We start from the raw sequence: 15,531 nt of genomic DNA on the forward strand, positions 1-15,531 counted from the left end.
TATTCCAACCCGAATCGATTCGCGGCCGACGGCGTCCTATTTTTTAATTGGCTACGGCCGTAAACGTCAGGGTGGTGGTGTAGGCCCCGGCCGGTCTGAGAAAATCCTGATTACCCGCGCTCGTCGAATAATTGAGGTTAACCTGCCGGCTGATCGACGCGGGCACACCCGTAGCCAGCGATTGGTCGGTGGTGCTGAGCGCAACGCTCGGATTGGCCGCCGACTGCCCCGTGTAGTTAGCCTGCGCCGACACGTTGCTCACCGGGATGGTGTTGGCGCCGCTCGTGAGGGTAGCGGTGGTGGTTCGTACTTTCAGGTCGTAGGCCCGGTTGCAGGTAACCGAAATCTGGTTCGGTACCGACGACGAGACGCCGTTCTTGTAATCGGTGGGGGTGGCAAAGTTCAGCGTTACGGTGGCCGTGTTGACAGTCAGTTGCAGCACGTCGGCCAGATTCACGGTCATGGTGGCGTTGCCCGACGACTGTGCCAGCACCGGACCGATGCTAAGACCGCCCGCCAGCAATAAGATCATAACGGCGCGGCGCAAAATAGTGGATTTCATCGGTTGGATAAAGCGTAATGAGGTGAGACCGAGATGAGTCAGGTTGTTAAAAAACCCCTCCCGGCCATGAGGCCTTTGGCCAGGGAGGGGCATGCAGTGCGTGGTGAGTAATTATTTCGCTGATACGGTGAAGGTCAACGTGGTCGTGTAGGTCGAAGCAGGAACCAGGAACGCTTCGTTTTTAGCGGCCGTAGCATACTGCATCGTGATGGGTTTCGACATTGACGGCGGTACGTCAGACGCCAGCACCTGATCGGTCGTCGACAGGCCCGAGATCAGCTTGGCCGATCCGATGCCCTGCCCTACCGGCTGCGCCGAGATGTTGCTGACGGGGATCTTGTTGGTTCCGTCGGTCAGGTCGCCGGCCGTTTTCACGCTCAGTTCATAGGGGCGGTTCGACGTAACCATCAGTTGGTTGTTTACGGTAGCGCTTACTCCTTTATTAAAATCTTCGGGTGTGGCAAAAACGAGGTCTACTGTTTTTGTATTTACCGTCAGTTGTAAAACGTCTTTTACCGTAATATTCATTGTCGACGTTCCGGTCGTTTGCGCTTGCGCTGAAGCAGCCGAAAAACCAACAAAAACAAGGGCCATAAAAGCGGCGGTACGAAGGGTGGCAATTAGTGAAGAATGCATGAGTATCTAAGTGTTTATTGTTAAAATCTGGTTGTTTGCACATTAAGATCATGCACCCTTCATATGGTCACACTGCAATTTATTTTTGTTGTAAAAAAAGAGGATATAACTATTTCAAGTAACTGATAATCAGCCATAAAAAATTTTACAAATAGTATCCTTGTCTATAAGTACATAAAAATTTTACCCGATAGCCTGTGACGTCACCCAATCAATTCTGTCAGTAATACTCAAATACGATAGACTGTTCATTTGTTTTACAAGCGCAGATTTATCGGTTACGACTAGCGTTATCCGGCGACATGAAAAAAATAGTATTTTCTCTGTTACTTCTCTTTTTTTGGCACACGATTTCGGCGCTCGACAATAATTATGCCGGTATTATTGGCGTGGCTCAAAAACAAGTGGATGGCACGCCGGGCGAAACGTTTTCAAACATCATTACGCTGACAAATCCCACGGATCAAAGCAGCGATTTGCGGCTAACCTTAACCGCGCCGAAGGCGTTTCGGCTGCTGACTCAGTTACCCACCAAGCTGACGCTGGGCGCGCACTCGACGCGGCAGGTCGTGCTTAAGTTCATGATCGAACGTACCTGGACGGGTGAGGCTGGTACCGTGCGCATTGAATCGGCCCAGGCCAACGTCGCCGAGCCGTCGGTTAGCCAGTTTATGGTGCAGCCCAACCGCAATGCCCCCTCGGTGTTGTCGTTCACGCTGCTCGATGACGCCCCCCTGCTGGCACCCGGCCAGGATACGCTGTTTGTGCCGGTTCGTTTCTCCAACCAGAGCCCGCACGCCCGCGTCGTGCGCATCCGGCTGTACTCGCTACCCGACGGCTTTCGGCTTCCGCGCCCCTTTCTGGAAGCCAAACTGACCAACAACCGTGACTCGACTCTCTACATTCCCTGCCTCACCACCGGCGCCCTCACCCGCGACCGCCGCTACGACCTCACGATTGAGGTGCAGGATGGCGATAAACCCGATAGATCAGGGCCGTTTCTGGGGAGTATTATCTGTCGGCCGGTACTGCTGGCGTCGGCCAAACGCTTTACCGATCGGGACTTGCTGGGCGAGTCGCCGTTTGGGGTGGCCGTGGGGGTGGGTAAGCTCGGACGGGCGGGGTTGGTCAACGAACTACGTACCTGGGGGCAGCAGACGGTGGGCAAAGGGCGTCTCGATTTCAAACTGTACTACCTCAACTACGCCCAGCTGAACTACCACGAACTGCGCGACACCTACGTGCACTACCAGCAGAACGACTTCGAGCTGCACGTGGGTAACCTCTACGACATGCATGAACTATCGCTGATTGGTGTGGGCGTGCGGGCGGCAGGTACGTTCAGCAATGGCACGCGGGTCGAAGGCTGGGCGCTCCGCAACCAGTCGAACTGGCTGGCGGGGCTGGTGCCGTTCACGGGCAACAGTGTGGCGCAGTTTCAGGCCACGCAGCCACTCGCCGACCAGACGTATTCCATGCGCGTATCGGGTACGTTGCCACTGCCGGGCGAGGCGCGCTACGAACTGAGCAGCAGTTTTTACCAGCAACGGCGGCTCGAACGGGCGGGGCTCCTGCACTACGCGGCGGCCCAATGGCGGCTCAACGCCCAATCGACGCTGAAACTGCGCGTGGGCAACAGCTATGAGTACTCACCCGCCCAAGCGGGTCGCCAGCAACTCACGGGCTGGGCGGCAGGCGGCTCGTTCAACCACCTGACCAAATCACTCGACCTCTACACCTCGGCCTACATCAGCAGCCCGGTATATGGCGGCATTCAGCGGGGAGCTACGTTGCTCGAACACAGCCTGACCTGGAAAAAATGGCGCTCGACCCGGCTCGCCTATCGTTATAGCCAGATCAAGTATAACCAGCTGGTACTGAGCACGCCCAGCGAGCTAACGAGTCGACAATACGGTAACACCGTGGCCGATCTCTACTGGGCACAGCAGATTGGGCGGTTGACGACCGTGCTGCGGCCTTACGTCTGGATTCAGGATCAGGCGCTGCCCAGCGGCGTCAATCAGCGGGCCAACTCGTACCGGCTGATGGCCTCACTACGCTACGAAACCCGGCTGGGCGCCCGGCTTGAAGCGGGCATCGACGCGGGCCGCTTCGATCTGGTGACGCCGCCAACCAATGCGTTTCGGGTACCGTCGATGCGGTATGTTGGCTCGGTGGGCTACGGCAACCTGACCCTGACGGCGCTGTATCAGCAGGGGCCTTTCCTCATCAACGATTACCAGACGGGGCAGGGTAACCCGGCGGGCTTCCGGCAGTTGTCGGTGGGGCCAACGGCGCACGTGAACCTGCTCGACGGGCGGCTGCGGGCTAACCTCGGCGCGGGTCTCACCTACAACAGCACGAGCCAATCGTGGAATGGCCTGCTCTACAATTCGATTCATTTCCAGGCCAACCCGACGCTACGCTTCAATCTGGACATCAATACCTTGTCGTATGGGCAATTGTTGTCGGAGCTATCGGCGATGCCGGGGCAGGATACGCAGCTTCGGCTTGAAGTGGCCAAGACATTCCGGCGGTTGCCGGGGCAGTCGTCGCGGACGATGCGGCTGCGGTTTTTCGAAGATGAAAACAACAACCAGCGGAAAGACGGCAACGAGCAGTACCTGCCGGATCTGGTAGTGAACGTGAATGAAACGTCGATGCTGACCGACCGCAAAGGGCAGGTGGTTTGCAAAGACATTCCGCGCGGTACCTACACCATCCGGGCGGTCAGCAAGCTGAGCACGGGTGAGCCGGTCTGGTTTCAGGATACGGTGCAGGTCGTCAACTCGGTCGAACTGGAACTGGGTATCCGCAAAACCTGGCGTACGGCGGGCCAACTGCGCTGCCAACGCGCCCGCTACGACAACCAACCCTGCGATCTGGAACAGTACCGCGTTGAAACGACCGGCGCGGCGGGCGAACTCTACCGCACTTACGCCGACGCTGACGGCCGGTTTACGCTCTACCTGCCCGTGGGTACGTATCAACTCTCGGTGATTCCGGTGCAAACGCCCGCCAACCGCAAGCAAATCACGTACAACGTAGAAACGGGTGGTCAGCAGAAACAGCTCGACATCGACCTTGCACCCAACAGCCGCCCCGTGCAATACAAGCGGTTCACGAAGAATTAAGGGTTGATGGTTAAGGTTTGACGTTTGCGCGCTCCGTTGCTCGTATTGGTTACCGCACTAACCTTAAACCTGAGCTCTTAAACTTTAAACGCTAAACCTCAAACTCCCTCTCCTTCCGGTTTGTAGCGGATAGTGCCGATGGTCATGGCGACGGAGGTGATGATGACAACAAGCGCCAGAATACCTTCCCGGAAGCCCGTTAGCTTAAGCGACGCGGGGATGTTCAGGTAGAGCAGGATGGTGATGAGCCCGCGCGGGGCAATCCAGTTGAGGGGGCGGAAACGCCCGACGTACAGCAGCCGGAGCAGCCCGCCCCGCACCGCCAGAATGACGACCACAAACAACGCCCCCACGATGAGCGCATCGGTGTCGATGAGCGCCGACAGGTTGGTCGAATAGCCGAACAGCAGAAAGAAAAACGTGCGGATGATGAAGGCCCCTTCGGCCGTCAGGTTTTTGAGTTGCTCCAGTTCGCGCTCAAACAGATCGCTCTTGAAGACCTCGGCCAGCCGACCGCGAATAAAGAGTTCGGTATTGTTCAGAAACAGCCCGAAAATCAGCACCAGCACCAGCGACGACAGCTCGTAGATATCGGCAATGGCGTACACCAGCAGCAGCACCGAAATGATGGGAAGAAACTTAACCGGGTGGTTGATCCGCCCGATCAGGTAGAGCAGGGCAAAACAGCAGATGATTGAGATAAAGCCCATGACCAGGATGTCACGCACAAACCCAAACGTCGCCGAGAGCACAGACTGATCGCTGACAATCAGGAAGTTGTACAACATGATACTGATAATGGCCGCAAACGACGTCTCGTAAATCATGAACTCCCGCTGCCCGTCGGACAGTACACGGGTGGCCTGCCCCACAATGGAACTGCTGATGATGCTGAACGGCAGGGCGTTGATCAGGCATTTATAAAACGACTCGTCGAGCAGCACGAAAAGCATCGATGCCAGCAGCAGCGTCGTGATCACGATCGACAGCAGGGCCGTGAGCCCCGTGCGCCGAACGAGGCTAAATCGCTGGGGTTCAAGGTTCAGGTCGAGGCCACCTTCCAGCACCACCAGAATCAGCGCCAACGTACCCAGCGTCGAGATGGCCTCCGGTACGTAGGGGATGGTCAGGTTGAAAGAGTTGGTCAGTAGCCGCAACAGCGCCCCCATCGGCAGCAGCAACAGCACGGGCGGCGTCCGAAACCGACGGCTCAGCAGGTCAAACGCGTAGGAGATCAGTACGGCGGTGCTAAGGGCAATGATGAAGTAGGAAGTAGCCAAAGTAAACTGGTTTGCCGTTTGCGGTTTAACGGGTAAAGTTGACTGACGCAGGCGTATGGCTGACGCTGCATTGGCTACCTCGTTAGGCAACCTTGACCCTTACACGATAAACCGCAAACTTCTTTTTGCTACCAAGTTAGGCGTGTTTGGTAATTTGAGCGCATGGAACTGATTTTACACCGCTTCGAGTTGCGGCTTCGTCATACGTTTACCATTGCTCACGACAGCCGCGACGTACAGCAGACGCTGATTGTGGAACTGCGCGATGGCCCGCTCAGTGGCTTCGGTGAGGCCACGGCTAACCCCTACTACGGCATCACCATCGACCGGATGATGACCGACCTCGGCCAGGTACGTTCGCTGGTCGAAACCGCCGACTGGACCACCGCCGAAGGGCTTTGGGAAACCGTCCACGATGGGTTGAAGACGAATCCTTTTGCCCAGTGCGCCCTCGATGAGGCCGCCCATGACCTTGTGGCCAAACGCGCCGGCCAGCCGCTTTTCAAACACTGGGGCCTCGACGATACCACGCCGCGCCCACTCACCAATTACACCATCGGCCTCGACACGCCCGAGGTGATGGCAGCCAAGCTCCGCGAACTCCCCTGGCCGGTATATAAGATTAAATTAGGTCGGCAGGAAACCGACATGGCGACGCTCCGCTTGCTGCGACAACAGACCGATAGTGTGTTCCGGATCGACGCCAACTGCGGCTGGACTGCCGACCAGACGATGGCGTTCATGCCCGAGCTGATCGACCTGGGTGTCGAGTTTGTGGAGCAGCCGCTGCCCGCGTCAGATTGGGACGGTATGGCGCGTCTCCGGGCCGACAGTCCGCTGCCCATTATTGCCGACGAAAGCTGCATCGTGGAAACCGACGTGGCCCGTTGCGCCGATTTTTTTCACGGTATCAATGTGAAGCTCACCAAATGCGGCGGCCTGACGCCCGCCCGCCGGATGATCGCCGAAGCCCGGCAGCGCGGCCTGCGCGTGATGGTTGGCTGCATGACCGAATCGAGCGTGGGGATTTCGGCCATCGCACACCTGCTCCCCCTGCTCGATTACGTCGATATGGACGGTACCCTGCTGATTACCAATGATCCGGCCACGGGCGTCACCTTCGACTATGGCCGGGTCATCTACGCAACCGATAACGGCACCGGCGCCGCCCTCCGATGAACCATCCTTTCACCATCGACCAACAGCCCAACCGGACTATCGTGCACAGCCGCGACGGCGGACCGGAGCGAACGTACCTGTTCTTCTCGGGTACGTCGTATCTGGGCATCGCCCAACACCCGCAGATGCAGGCGCTGCTGACCGAAGGCATAGCGCGCTACGGGTTGCATTTTGGCTCGTCGCGCAACGGCAACCTGCAACTGGCGATTTACGAAGAAGCCGAGCAGAAACTAGCCCTGTGGACCGGGGCGGCGGCGGCGCTTACCACCTCGTCGGGCATGGTGGCGGGGCAGGTCGTTGTCGACTGGCTGGCCCGACAGCCGGCAACCGATGCGCTCGTACTGCAAACGGCGGGTACACACCCAGCCCTCTGGCATCCGCTGCTCAAGGCCCAGACTGTGCCGTTTACGCCCGAAGGTCTGTTACCCGCCCTCGACCCCGCCGACCAACGCCCGCTTTGCATCCTGACCAACTCGGTGGATGCACTGCGGGGTGAGTACTACGATTTCAGTTGGCTGAGCAGCATTCGGCACCGGCGGGTGCTGCTCGTTGTCGACGATTCGCACGGCATTGGGGTGTTGCACGGGCGTCGGGGCATCTACCCGGAACTGGCCCAACTGGTAGAGAAGCAACTGCCCAACGTCACGTTTGTCGTGACGGCGTCGCTGGCGAAAGCGATGGGTCTGCCAGGCGGCGTGATACTGGGGCCGTCATTGCTGATCGAAAATTTGCGCCGAACGGCTTATTTCGGCGCCTGTTCACCCATGCCGCCCGCCTATGCCTATGCATTCGTACACGCCGGTCCGTTGTACAAAGACGCGCGTAAACGACTCGATGACAACGTAACGCTGGCCGAAAAACGGCTGATACCTACGGGCCTGTTTACGCACGGCGCAGGTTACCCCGTTTTCTACACCGACCACGACGAACTGTACCCGAAGCTGCTTAAACAGGGCATCTTCATCTATTCATTCGCCTACCCCACCCCGGCCGACAAAGCCAATACCCGCATCGTTATCAGCGCGTACCATGAACCCAACGACATCGACAAACTGGCCGAGGCGATTCAGCACGTATTGTAGCGTCGCCCTCCTTTGCGCCACCCTGGCAGCGACCCCGGCGCTGGCCCAATCGCCCAATCTGGGTAAAACGGACAAGCTGCTGGCCGATCTGCTGGCGAGTCGGCCGGACCAGTTCAGCGCGGTACTGGCCCATCCCGAGCGGCACGACGTGCAGATTATCTACACGCAGATCGACCGCGACGCGCAGAATCGGCCGTCGTTCCGCACGTTTCAGTACCGGGTCGATAAGGATCGTTACTTCTATCCGGCCAGTACGGTGAAACTACCGGCGGTGCTGATGGCGCTGGAAAAACTGAATAAGCTGGGTATCCCGCGCGACACGCCGATGATCACCGACTCAGCCTACAGCGGGCAAAAGCGGGTGTGGCGCGATACCACCGCCCGCAACGGAAAACCATCGGTAACGCACTACGCCAAAAAAATCCTGCTCGTCAGCGATAACGACGCTTATAACCGGCTGTATGAACTGCTGGGTCAATGTGCGTTCAACGACGACCTGCGGGCGAAAGGCTACCTCGGTCACCGGTTCACGCACCGCCTTTCGCTACCGCTAACGCCCGATCAGAACGCGCACACCAACCCGGTTACGTTTCTGACGAATCAAAACACGTCGCCCGTCGTCAAGATCAGCGATATGGGTCAGCTCACGAAAACGCTGGATACCACGCTGGCCCGGCTAATGACGTCGCTGCCCGCTCAATTTTGTGATCACACGCCTGCGCCAGCGGAGCGCATCCTGCGCGGGACCGGCTACATGGCCGGGGGTTCGTTCTACGCGGGCGATTCGCTGGTGAAACAGCCGTTCGACTTTACGGGCCGCAACTGTTTTCCGCTGGAGGAGCAACAGGCGATTCTGCGGGCGGTGCTCTTTCCCGAAGCCGTACCGGCCAATCAACGCTTTCAGCTGACGCCCGACGACTACCGGTTTGTGTACCAGCATATGTCGCAGCTGCCCCGCGAAACGCGTTGGCCCAACTACCAGGCCGACCCGGCGTTGTACGATAGCTACTGCAAATTTCTGCTGGTTGGCGACCGAAAAACGCCCCTGCCCAGTTCGATCCGGATTTTCAATAAGGTAGGCGACGCCTACGGCTACCTGCTCGACAACGCCTATATCGTGGATTTCGACAAGGGCATCGAGTTTATGGTCACGGCCATGATTTCGTGCAACAGCGACGGCATTTTCAACGATGACAAGTACGACTACGATACCGTGGGCTTCCCGTTCATGGGCAATCTGGGTCGGCTTATCTACGACTACGAAGCCACCCGAAAGAAACCCCGCCAACCCGATTTAAGCCGCTTCAAACTCACGTATGGAGAATGAGTCAACTGGTTAATTAACTGTGGAATACCGTACTTTCTGTCAACCCGACGCCAGGAGGGATCTTGAGGCATCCTTGCTCACAGGTTAGGAGACGTCAAGGTCCCTCCTGGCGTCGGGATGACAACACATCGTTATACGTACTCACTAACCAATCCGTTAAGTCGTATACATTGACGGTGTACGTTTTTCCTACGAAGACCAGTGGTATCCGGTAGAAAAAACGTCAGCCAGGTACGTTACGCTAGGGCGGGTTGGGCTGGTTTGGCCGGGCGCATTTTCCAGGCTAAGGCGCCCCAGGCTAGCGCCAGCGTACCGATGCCGTACCCAAACAGCGTCCGTAGTTCGGGGGTGATGGTGGAAAGGGGTGCGTTCAGGAAGTAGAGTTTGCGGAATGCCGACAGGTAATGTGTAAGCGGAATAGCCTGCGCCAGATGCTGCACAAAGGCGGGCATCTGGCTGGCGGGCCATGAATAGCCGCTGATGATGAACGCCGGGGTGGCTAAAATCATCAGGATTTCGGTAGCCCGAAGCTGATTGGGTACGAGCAGACTAACCAGCACGCCCAGCCCTGTGAGGGCCAATGTAAACGCGGCCACGAGTGTCAGTAGTGCGGGCAGCGACCCGATGGCCGGTAACCGGAACAGCGGGAACAAGAAGCCCAGCACAAAGGCCCATACGCCCGCGCCCATCAGCCAGTAGGGTAGCGTTTTGGTCAGCAGCACCACACCCGAGCGGTTTGTCTGTTCGGTCAACTGGTCAAACGTGTGTTCGTCGAATTCTTTACTAAACGCCAGCGCCAACACCAGCAAAAACACCTGTTGTACGATCCCTCCCGTCACGCCCGGCAGCATGTAGTAGCCGTAGTTGCCCGCCGCGTTGAAATAGCGTGTATTGTTGATACTGAACGCCTGAAACTGGTTACGGGCTTCCACGGCCGGAACGCCCCGTTTCAGCAGCCCCTCTACCTCGATACCGGCGTTGACCGTACCAAGCGTAGTCTGAACGGCTCGCGATACAAAATTGGCCGTCAGGATGTTGGCCATATTCAGGTCGACTTCGATTTCGGGTGTGCGGCGTTGCTGAATAGCCCCTTCGAAATCCTGGGGAATCGTCACGATCGCCTCATAGTCGCCCGTGGCAAAGGCGCGGCGCGCGGCGGTTTCATCGGTGAAGACCTTGCGAATACCCACGGTGGGGTTATCGGCGAGTGCGTCGATCACCTTGCCACTGAGCGGTGTACCGTTCAGATCGACCACGGCGATGGGCAGGTTGGTGACCGTTGCGTTGGTATAGGTGTAGCCTACCAGCAGCCCGAACACGACGGGACCACCCAGGAAAACCGCCATCGCCACGCTATTACGGCTGAACTGGCGAAACTCGCGGAGCAGGAGCTTGACAAACGTTTTCATACAAAACAGGGAAAGAGTGGATAATCGACTACAGGCACGCCCGTTAGTTGCGGGGCAGCAACACGGTCTGGTTGGCCAGTAGCTTCGTTTGCGCGGCGGAGTCGGTGGGTAGCAGTTTCAGTTCATACGTGGCCTCGCCCAGTTCATAGCTGGGGTAGCTGCTCGTGCGGGAGGCGTAGCTATTCAATTCCTTGATGGTGAGCAGGCGGGCCGGTACGGTCTGGTCGGTGTAGGGCAGCTTCACGGTATATTGTTGCCCCTTGGCGAACGTACCCACCTCTTTTTCGCTCACCGTAAAGCGCAGGTACGTCCGGCTATTGTCGTAGCCTGACAGCACCGCGTAGCCCGCCGGGGCCAGTTCGCCTTCGTGCACGCTGATGGTCTCGATGGTCATGGTTTGTGGCGCCACAATCACTTTCTCCCGAATAGCCGCCTGCACCTCTTTCAGTGCCCCTTCAGCCCGTAGCATGTCGCCGTAAGCCATGCGGATGCGCTCCGCCCGAACAGCCCCGTCGACCTCGTCGCGTTTGGCCTGGGTGCCCGTCAGTTGCGCTTTAGCCGACTGGTATTTGGTTTGCATTTCGTCGAATTGTTGGGCCGAAATCAGGGAATCACGGTACATATTCCGCACCCGGTTGAAGCTCTTCTCGGCCAGATCAGCCTGCTCGCGGGCAGCCAGCAGGGCGGCATCGGCCTGCCTCCGTTCGTTGGTGGTCGCGCCACGCAGGGCCATCTGGTACTGCGCCTGCGCCGACGTAAAGGCACCCCGTGCCTGCAACAGTTTGGCCTCGGCTTCAGGTACGTCAATCCGGGCCAGCGGTTGTCCTTTTTGGACGACATCGCCTTCCTTAACAAGCAGTTGCGTGATGCGGCCCGTCACCTTGGCGGTCACGCTGACAGTCTCTTTTTTTACTTTCCCCTCCAGCGCGGTGTTAAGGGGTTGGTCGTGCTGGCAGCTAGCCAGCACGAGGGTGCCCAGAGCCAGCAGGGATAAACGATTGGTTTTCATTGCAAAAAAGTGGTTTGATTTCTCTGTCCGCTGTCCTCCGTTGCTTCACCCAGGTACGTTGCTTGGCAAACGCACGACAGCCCTGTTCAACTGTTTTATTGAATGTCCGCTACCGTGAGCGTGCCGGTAGCTTCTAGCTGGGCCAACTGAGCAGCGCGTTGACTGGCGATGGCCTGCGCATTCTCGAGTTCGGCTTTCTGGAAGTCGGTTTCGGCTTCGAGGCGTTCGGTGATCCGAATCAGCCCTTGTTCATACTGTTTGGCGGCAATGTCGAGGGCTTTGCGGGCCAGGGCTACCTTTTGCTGAGCCACGTTGGCCAGTTGGTTGGCGGTAGCCAGTTCCGAACGGCTTTTTTGCCAGTTCAGCGTCAGCAGGTCACGGGTCTGGGCCATCGTGTTTTCGGCAATAATCAGGTCCTGCTGGGCGGTACGGCGCTCCGTGCGCGAGGCAAACTTGTCGAAGAGGGTCCAGCGGACGCCCACGCCGACGTACCAGTAAGGCTCGATGGCCGACAGGTCCTTGCGGTACAGTTCGTTTTTCCCGAACGCATAGACCTGCGGCAGGTAACCGGCCACGGTGGCTTTTTGCCGGTAGCGGGTCGCCTCCTGTGCCAGCGCCAGCGACTTCAGTTCTGGCCGGTTCTCGACCGACGTCAGCAGCGTATCAGCGACCAGGCGAGTCAGTTCTGGGCGAATGCCCGCCAGCTGATCGGCCGGGGTGCCCGTCAGTTGGGTCAGTCGGGCCAGCGCCAGTTGGCGTTTACCGTTCAGATCGACCCGGCGGGCCTGCAAATCCTGCACGGCCAGATCTACTTTACTGCGGTCGTAGGGCGTCGCCAGCCCTTCTTTCACGGCCTTGTTGATAAAGCGCACCTGTTCGGCCAGGCGTTTGTCGGCGTCGTCGAGTACCTGCTCCGAGCGGGCCACCAGGGCCAGTTGATCGTACGCAAGCGACACGTCGCGGATGATGGCCATCCGTTCTTTATCGGCCATGGCGCCCACCGCCTGCTGCTTGAAGGTCAACGCTTTGTTGAGCGTCGGAATTTTGGTACCCGAAAACAAGAGCATGTTGGCCTGAACGGTCGCTTTCAGGATGTTCTGAGGCTGTAGCTGCTGACTGAATTCATAGGGGCCGCTATAAATTTCTTTCGGCAGAGGCTGGTACGGCAGGCGTGGCACCGTAATGCTGATGTCACGGTCGAGGTGCGTGTAGGTCGGGTTGACCGTCACTTCGGGCAGGTACTGATTGGTGAGGGCCTGTTTTTCCAGCTGGACTTTCCGCTGCTCGGCCTGGTTGTTGGCCAGCGCGTAGCTTTTGGTCAGCGCCTGTTCGATCAGCACCTGCCGGGTTGGCGGTACCGACTGAGCCTGACCGATAGTGGCCGAAGCTATAGTCAACAGGCCAGTAAGAAGGACGGAAGCAAGTTGTATATCCATTTTACTAATTACACTTTTTATGTTTTTTCAGTTTCCATTGAAGCAAAAAAATATGCGCTACTCCCGATAGAATTTTTCGGTTAGAATGCCACGCAGCAGAATGCTCATCACCTGATCGATGCGCTCCTGCGACAGGCTCGGGATGTGGCGGGTCATCTCGGCCGGAAACTGCTCCAGAAAATCGGCGTCGGTCAATTGCTGCACCGTGCTGATAAACATCATAATGGCCAATTGCCGGGAGGTATCGTCGCGGATATAGCCCACGCGCACGCCTTCATCCACAAGTTGAGTCAGGTAGCGCAGCTGCATATCCCGCCTAAACGCGTTGATTCGGCCGTAAGCCGCTGGTTCTGTACGTTTTAAATCGGCAAAAAAGTCTTTCGTAACGCTTGAAAAGCTGGTTCCGATGTGTTGCAAGTATGTATTCAACTTTTGCCGAAGCGACAGGTCGGGGTCGTTGACGATTTCGTCGGCCCGCTGCTGAAACTGCCGGGCAAAGCGATCAATACCGGCCGTCAGGATCTCGGCTTTACCACCGAAATGATTGTACACCGTTTTCTTGCTGATTCCCAGTTCACGCACGATGTCATCGACCGCCACCCGGCTGTAGCCATAGCGAAAAAACAAACTCATCGCCGCATCGACGATGCGTTGGCCTGTATTCGACTCATCCGGGGTAGGTATGCTACCAGCTTGCTTCATAGAAACCGAAAAATACTTTTTCGTATAAACAGTACAAAGGTATAAGCTTAACCATCATCCCGCACTCCTCGTTCAAAAAAAGTGAATCTGTTTTTCTCTCGTTACGCAAGCTGCGTCAGCACGTGGCTGGCGGCGAGTATACCCTGGTGGAAGGCCTCTTCAAAAATAGACACGCCGCTGAGGTCTGAGTGTGCCATGACGATGCCGCCGGTAATGGGTTGGCGCAGTTGGGTGCGGGTGGCTCCCCAGATATAGCCGGGCGTGGGCGACACCATGCCGTGGCCCCATACCCAGACGTCGGCCTGTTGCACCTGCGCCCGCAAGCCGGGGTGAGCCGTTTCCAGTTCGTCCAGCAATTGCGACAGCCAGACTTCGCGGGCTGTTTCGTAAGCCAGCCGTCGGGCTACGGCCGGTTCGGCGTGGCAGAGCGGGCGATAGCAGGTCAGGACCCGTTGCGGGTCGTCGGTCAGGTGCTGGTGATTGGCGACAATATACCCCACCGAATCGGCGCCATAGAGTACATTGTCCCAGCACAGCGGCATACCTTTCGCTTGCGCCAGATCAGTAACCGTCAGGTTGGCTACCAGCCAGGGTGCGTAGTGGATCGCCGAGGCCAGCTTGGCCCGGTCGGGGTCGAGTTGGGCCAGGAGCCGCACCGCCACAAATTGCGGAATGGCCAAGATAACCTGCCGGGCCAACACGCGGGCCGTGGTATGTTGGCGGGTATCGTACACTAACGCCTCGAAACCCGCCTGGGTACGTTGGAGCGCGTAAACGAGCGCCTGTGACTGGATAGGCGACGCGCCCTGCTGCCGCAATTGATCGGCCAGAAAGCCATTGCCTTCGGGCCAGGTTAGTACCGCCGAGCTGTTCGCATTGGCGGCTTGCCCCCGCCGGGCCGCGAAGTAGTGCAGTCCCGCCCAGGCCGAGGTTTGTTCGGGTAGGCTGCCGTAATCGTCTTTGCAGCAATAGGCCAGATACCAGCGCAGGTATGTCGACGTGAACCCCTGTTGATCCAGGTACGTAGCGAATGAGATCGCATCGAGTTGCCGATAGGCCGGGTCGGCCGAGGAGCGATCGAGGGGGATGGCGAAGGCGGGGTTTCCATCGGTACCGATGGCCTTTTTCAACGTATCGATCAGGGCAAAAAAACGGGCGATCTGTGCTTTGTCGGCCTCGGCGATGCCTTCGCTGGGCACCAGCCCTTCCTGCCAGCGCCCGTGCAGAAAGAGGCGCTCTTCAGGGTCATGGCAGAGCGCGTAGTCGTCGTAAATGGGTAGGTCCCGATCAAAGCCGGTGATGAGTCGGCTCTCGGTCAGGAAATCGATCAGTTCGTGGTCGGTGGGGTCGGCGATGGGCAGGTAGTGCGCTCCCCAGGGGTAGGCGGTGCTCGTGTTGCGCCCATGCGCCGCGTTGCCGCCCACCTGCTCTTCCAGTTCAAGCAGCAGCACGTCCCGCACGCCCTGCTTGTGCAGCCACCGCCGCGCCGATAACCCGGCGACGCCGCCCCCCACAATCAGCACGTCGGTTGTGCTGGTTTTCGTCGGCTGGGGAAACGCCATACCGTCGCGAAACCGATGGCCTGCCGCCTGATTGGGACCCAGCAACTGCCCCGGAATGGCCGCGTCGGAGCCGGTTATCCGCTCAAAAAACGACGTCAGCGGTCCACTCGCGGCGGGCTTTCCGCTCGGCTGGCAGCCCGCCGCGCCCGTTGCCAGTGCGGCAGCGCCAAGGGTCGTCTGGGCAATAAATTTGCGGCGTGTTGGCATGAAACG

General features: G+C 58.2%; 12 protein-coding genes. 4 read left to right on the forward strand and 8 right to left on the reverse strand.

Annotation, left to right across the window (positions count from 1 at the left end; translation table 11 throughout):
* Nucleotides 1-43: 43 nt before the first annotated feature.
* Together FAES_RS26080 and FAES_RS26085 are read right to left on the reverse strand one after the other, a co-directional pair.
* Entirely contained in the window at nt 44-562 is a 519-nt protein-coding gene (locus tag FAES_RS26080; RefSeq protein WP_148289456.1) for a hypothetical protein, read from the reverse strand.
* A 111-nt stretch (nt 563-673) separates the two neighbouring features.
* Nucleotides 674-1,198 (reverse strand): hypothetical protein, encoded by a 525-nt coding sequence (locus FAES_RS26085; RefSeq protein WP_015334196.1) that lies wholly within the window; start codon nt 1,196-1,198, stop codon nt 674-676.
* Between the two features lie 302 nt (nt 1,199-1,500).
* Here FAES_RS26085 and FAES_RS26090 point away from each other — a divergent pair, with 302 nt between their 5' ends.
* Nucleotides 1,501-4,332 (forward strand): carboxypeptidase-like regulatory domain-containing protein, encoded by a 2,832-nt coding sequence (locus tag FAES_RS26090; RefSeq protein WP_015334197.1) that lies wholly within the window; start codon nt 1,501-1,503, stop codon nt 4,330-4,332.
* Between the two features lie 98 nt (nt 4,333-4,430).
* Here FAES_RS26090 and FAES_RS26095 read toward each other — a convergent pair whose 3' ends face one another.
* Nucleotides 4,431-5,612: a cation:proton antiporter gene (locus FAES_RS26095; RefSeq protein WP_041258418.1), complete on the reverse strand. Its 1,182-nt coding sequence runs from the start codon at nt 5,610-5,612 to the stop codon at nt 4,431-4,433.
* 162 nt (nt 5,613-5,774) lie between these two features.
* On the opposite strand from FAES_RS26095, the gene FAES_RS26100 reads away from it, so the two are divergent.
* The 3 genes from FAES_RS26100 to FAES_RS26110 are packed head-to-tail and all read left to right on the forward strand — an operon-like array spanning nt 5,775 to nt 9,200.
* Complete coding sequence (locus FAES_RS26100) at nt 5,775-6,791, forward strand: dipeptide epimerase (protein ID WP_015334199.1); 1,017 nt, start codon at nt 5,775-5,777, stop codon at nt 6,789-6,791.
* Nucleotides 6,788-7,873 carry an aminotransferase class I/II-fold pyridoxal phosphate-dependent enzyme gene (locus tag FAES_RS26105; protein WP_015334200.1) on the forward strand — a complete coding sequence of 362 codons (1,086 nt, stop codon included), beginning with the start codon at nt 6,788-6,790 and terminating at the stop codon, nt 7,871-7,873. Before FAES_RS26100 ends, FAES_RS26105 begins: the two co-directional genes overlap by 4 nt.
* Nucleotides 7,821-9,200 carry a serine hydrolase gene (locus FAES_RS26110; protein WP_015334201.1) on the forward strand — a complete coding sequence of 460 codons (1,380 nt, stop codon included), beginning with the start codon at nt 7,821-7,823 and terminating at the stop codon, nt 9,198-9,200. Before FAES_RS26105 ends, FAES_RS26110 begins: the two co-directional genes overlap by 53 nt.
* Before the next feature lie 236 nt (nt 9,201-9,436).
* Here the strand turns inward: FAES_RS26110 and FAES_RS26115 are convergent, their stop codons facing one another.
* The 5 genes from FAES_RS26115 to FAES_RS26135 form a co-directional block, all read right to left on the reverse strand.
* On the reverse strand, nt 9,437-10,609 hold the full coding sequence (locus FAES_RS26115) for an ABC transporter permease (protein ID WP_015334202.1): 1,173 nt from the start codon (nt 10,607-10,609) through the stop codon (nt 9,437-9,439).
* 43 nt (nt 10,610-10,652) lie between these two features.
* A complete protein-coding gene (locus FAES_RS26120) occupies nt 10,653-11,618 on the reverse strand; it encodes an HlyD family secretion protein (RefSeq protein WP_015334203.1) in 966 nt (321 codons plus the stop codon).
* A 95-nt stretch (nt 11,619-11,713) separates the two neighbouring features.
* Nucleotides 11,714-13,015 (reverse strand): TolC family protein, encoded by a 1,302-nt coding sequence (locus tag FAES_RS26125; RefSeq protein ID WP_229364538.1) that lies wholly within the window; start codon nt 13,013-13,015, stop codon nt 11,714-11,716.
* 96 nt (nt 13,016-13,111) lie between these two features.
* Entirely contained in the window at nt 13,112-13,756 is a 645-nt protein-coding gene (locus FAES_RS26130) for a TetR/AcrR family transcriptional regulator (RefSeq protein ID WP_015334205.1), read from the reverse strand.
* A 101-nt stretch (nt 13,757-13,857) separates the two neighbouring features.
* Nucleotides 13,858-15,525 (reverse strand): FAD-dependent oxidoreductase, encoded by a 1,668-nt coding sequence (locus FAES_RS26135; protein ID WP_015334206.1) that lies wholly within the window; start codon nt 15,523-15,525, stop codon nt 13,858-13,860.
* Between the last annotated feature and the right edge of the window lie 6 nt (nt 15,526-15,531).

The sequence above is a fragment of the Fibrella aestuarina BUZ 2 genome, assembly GCF_000331105.1.
Taxonomy (GTDB): domain Bacteria; phylum Bacteroidota; class Bacteroidia; order Cytophagales; family Spirosomataceae; genus Fibrella; species Fibrella aestuarina.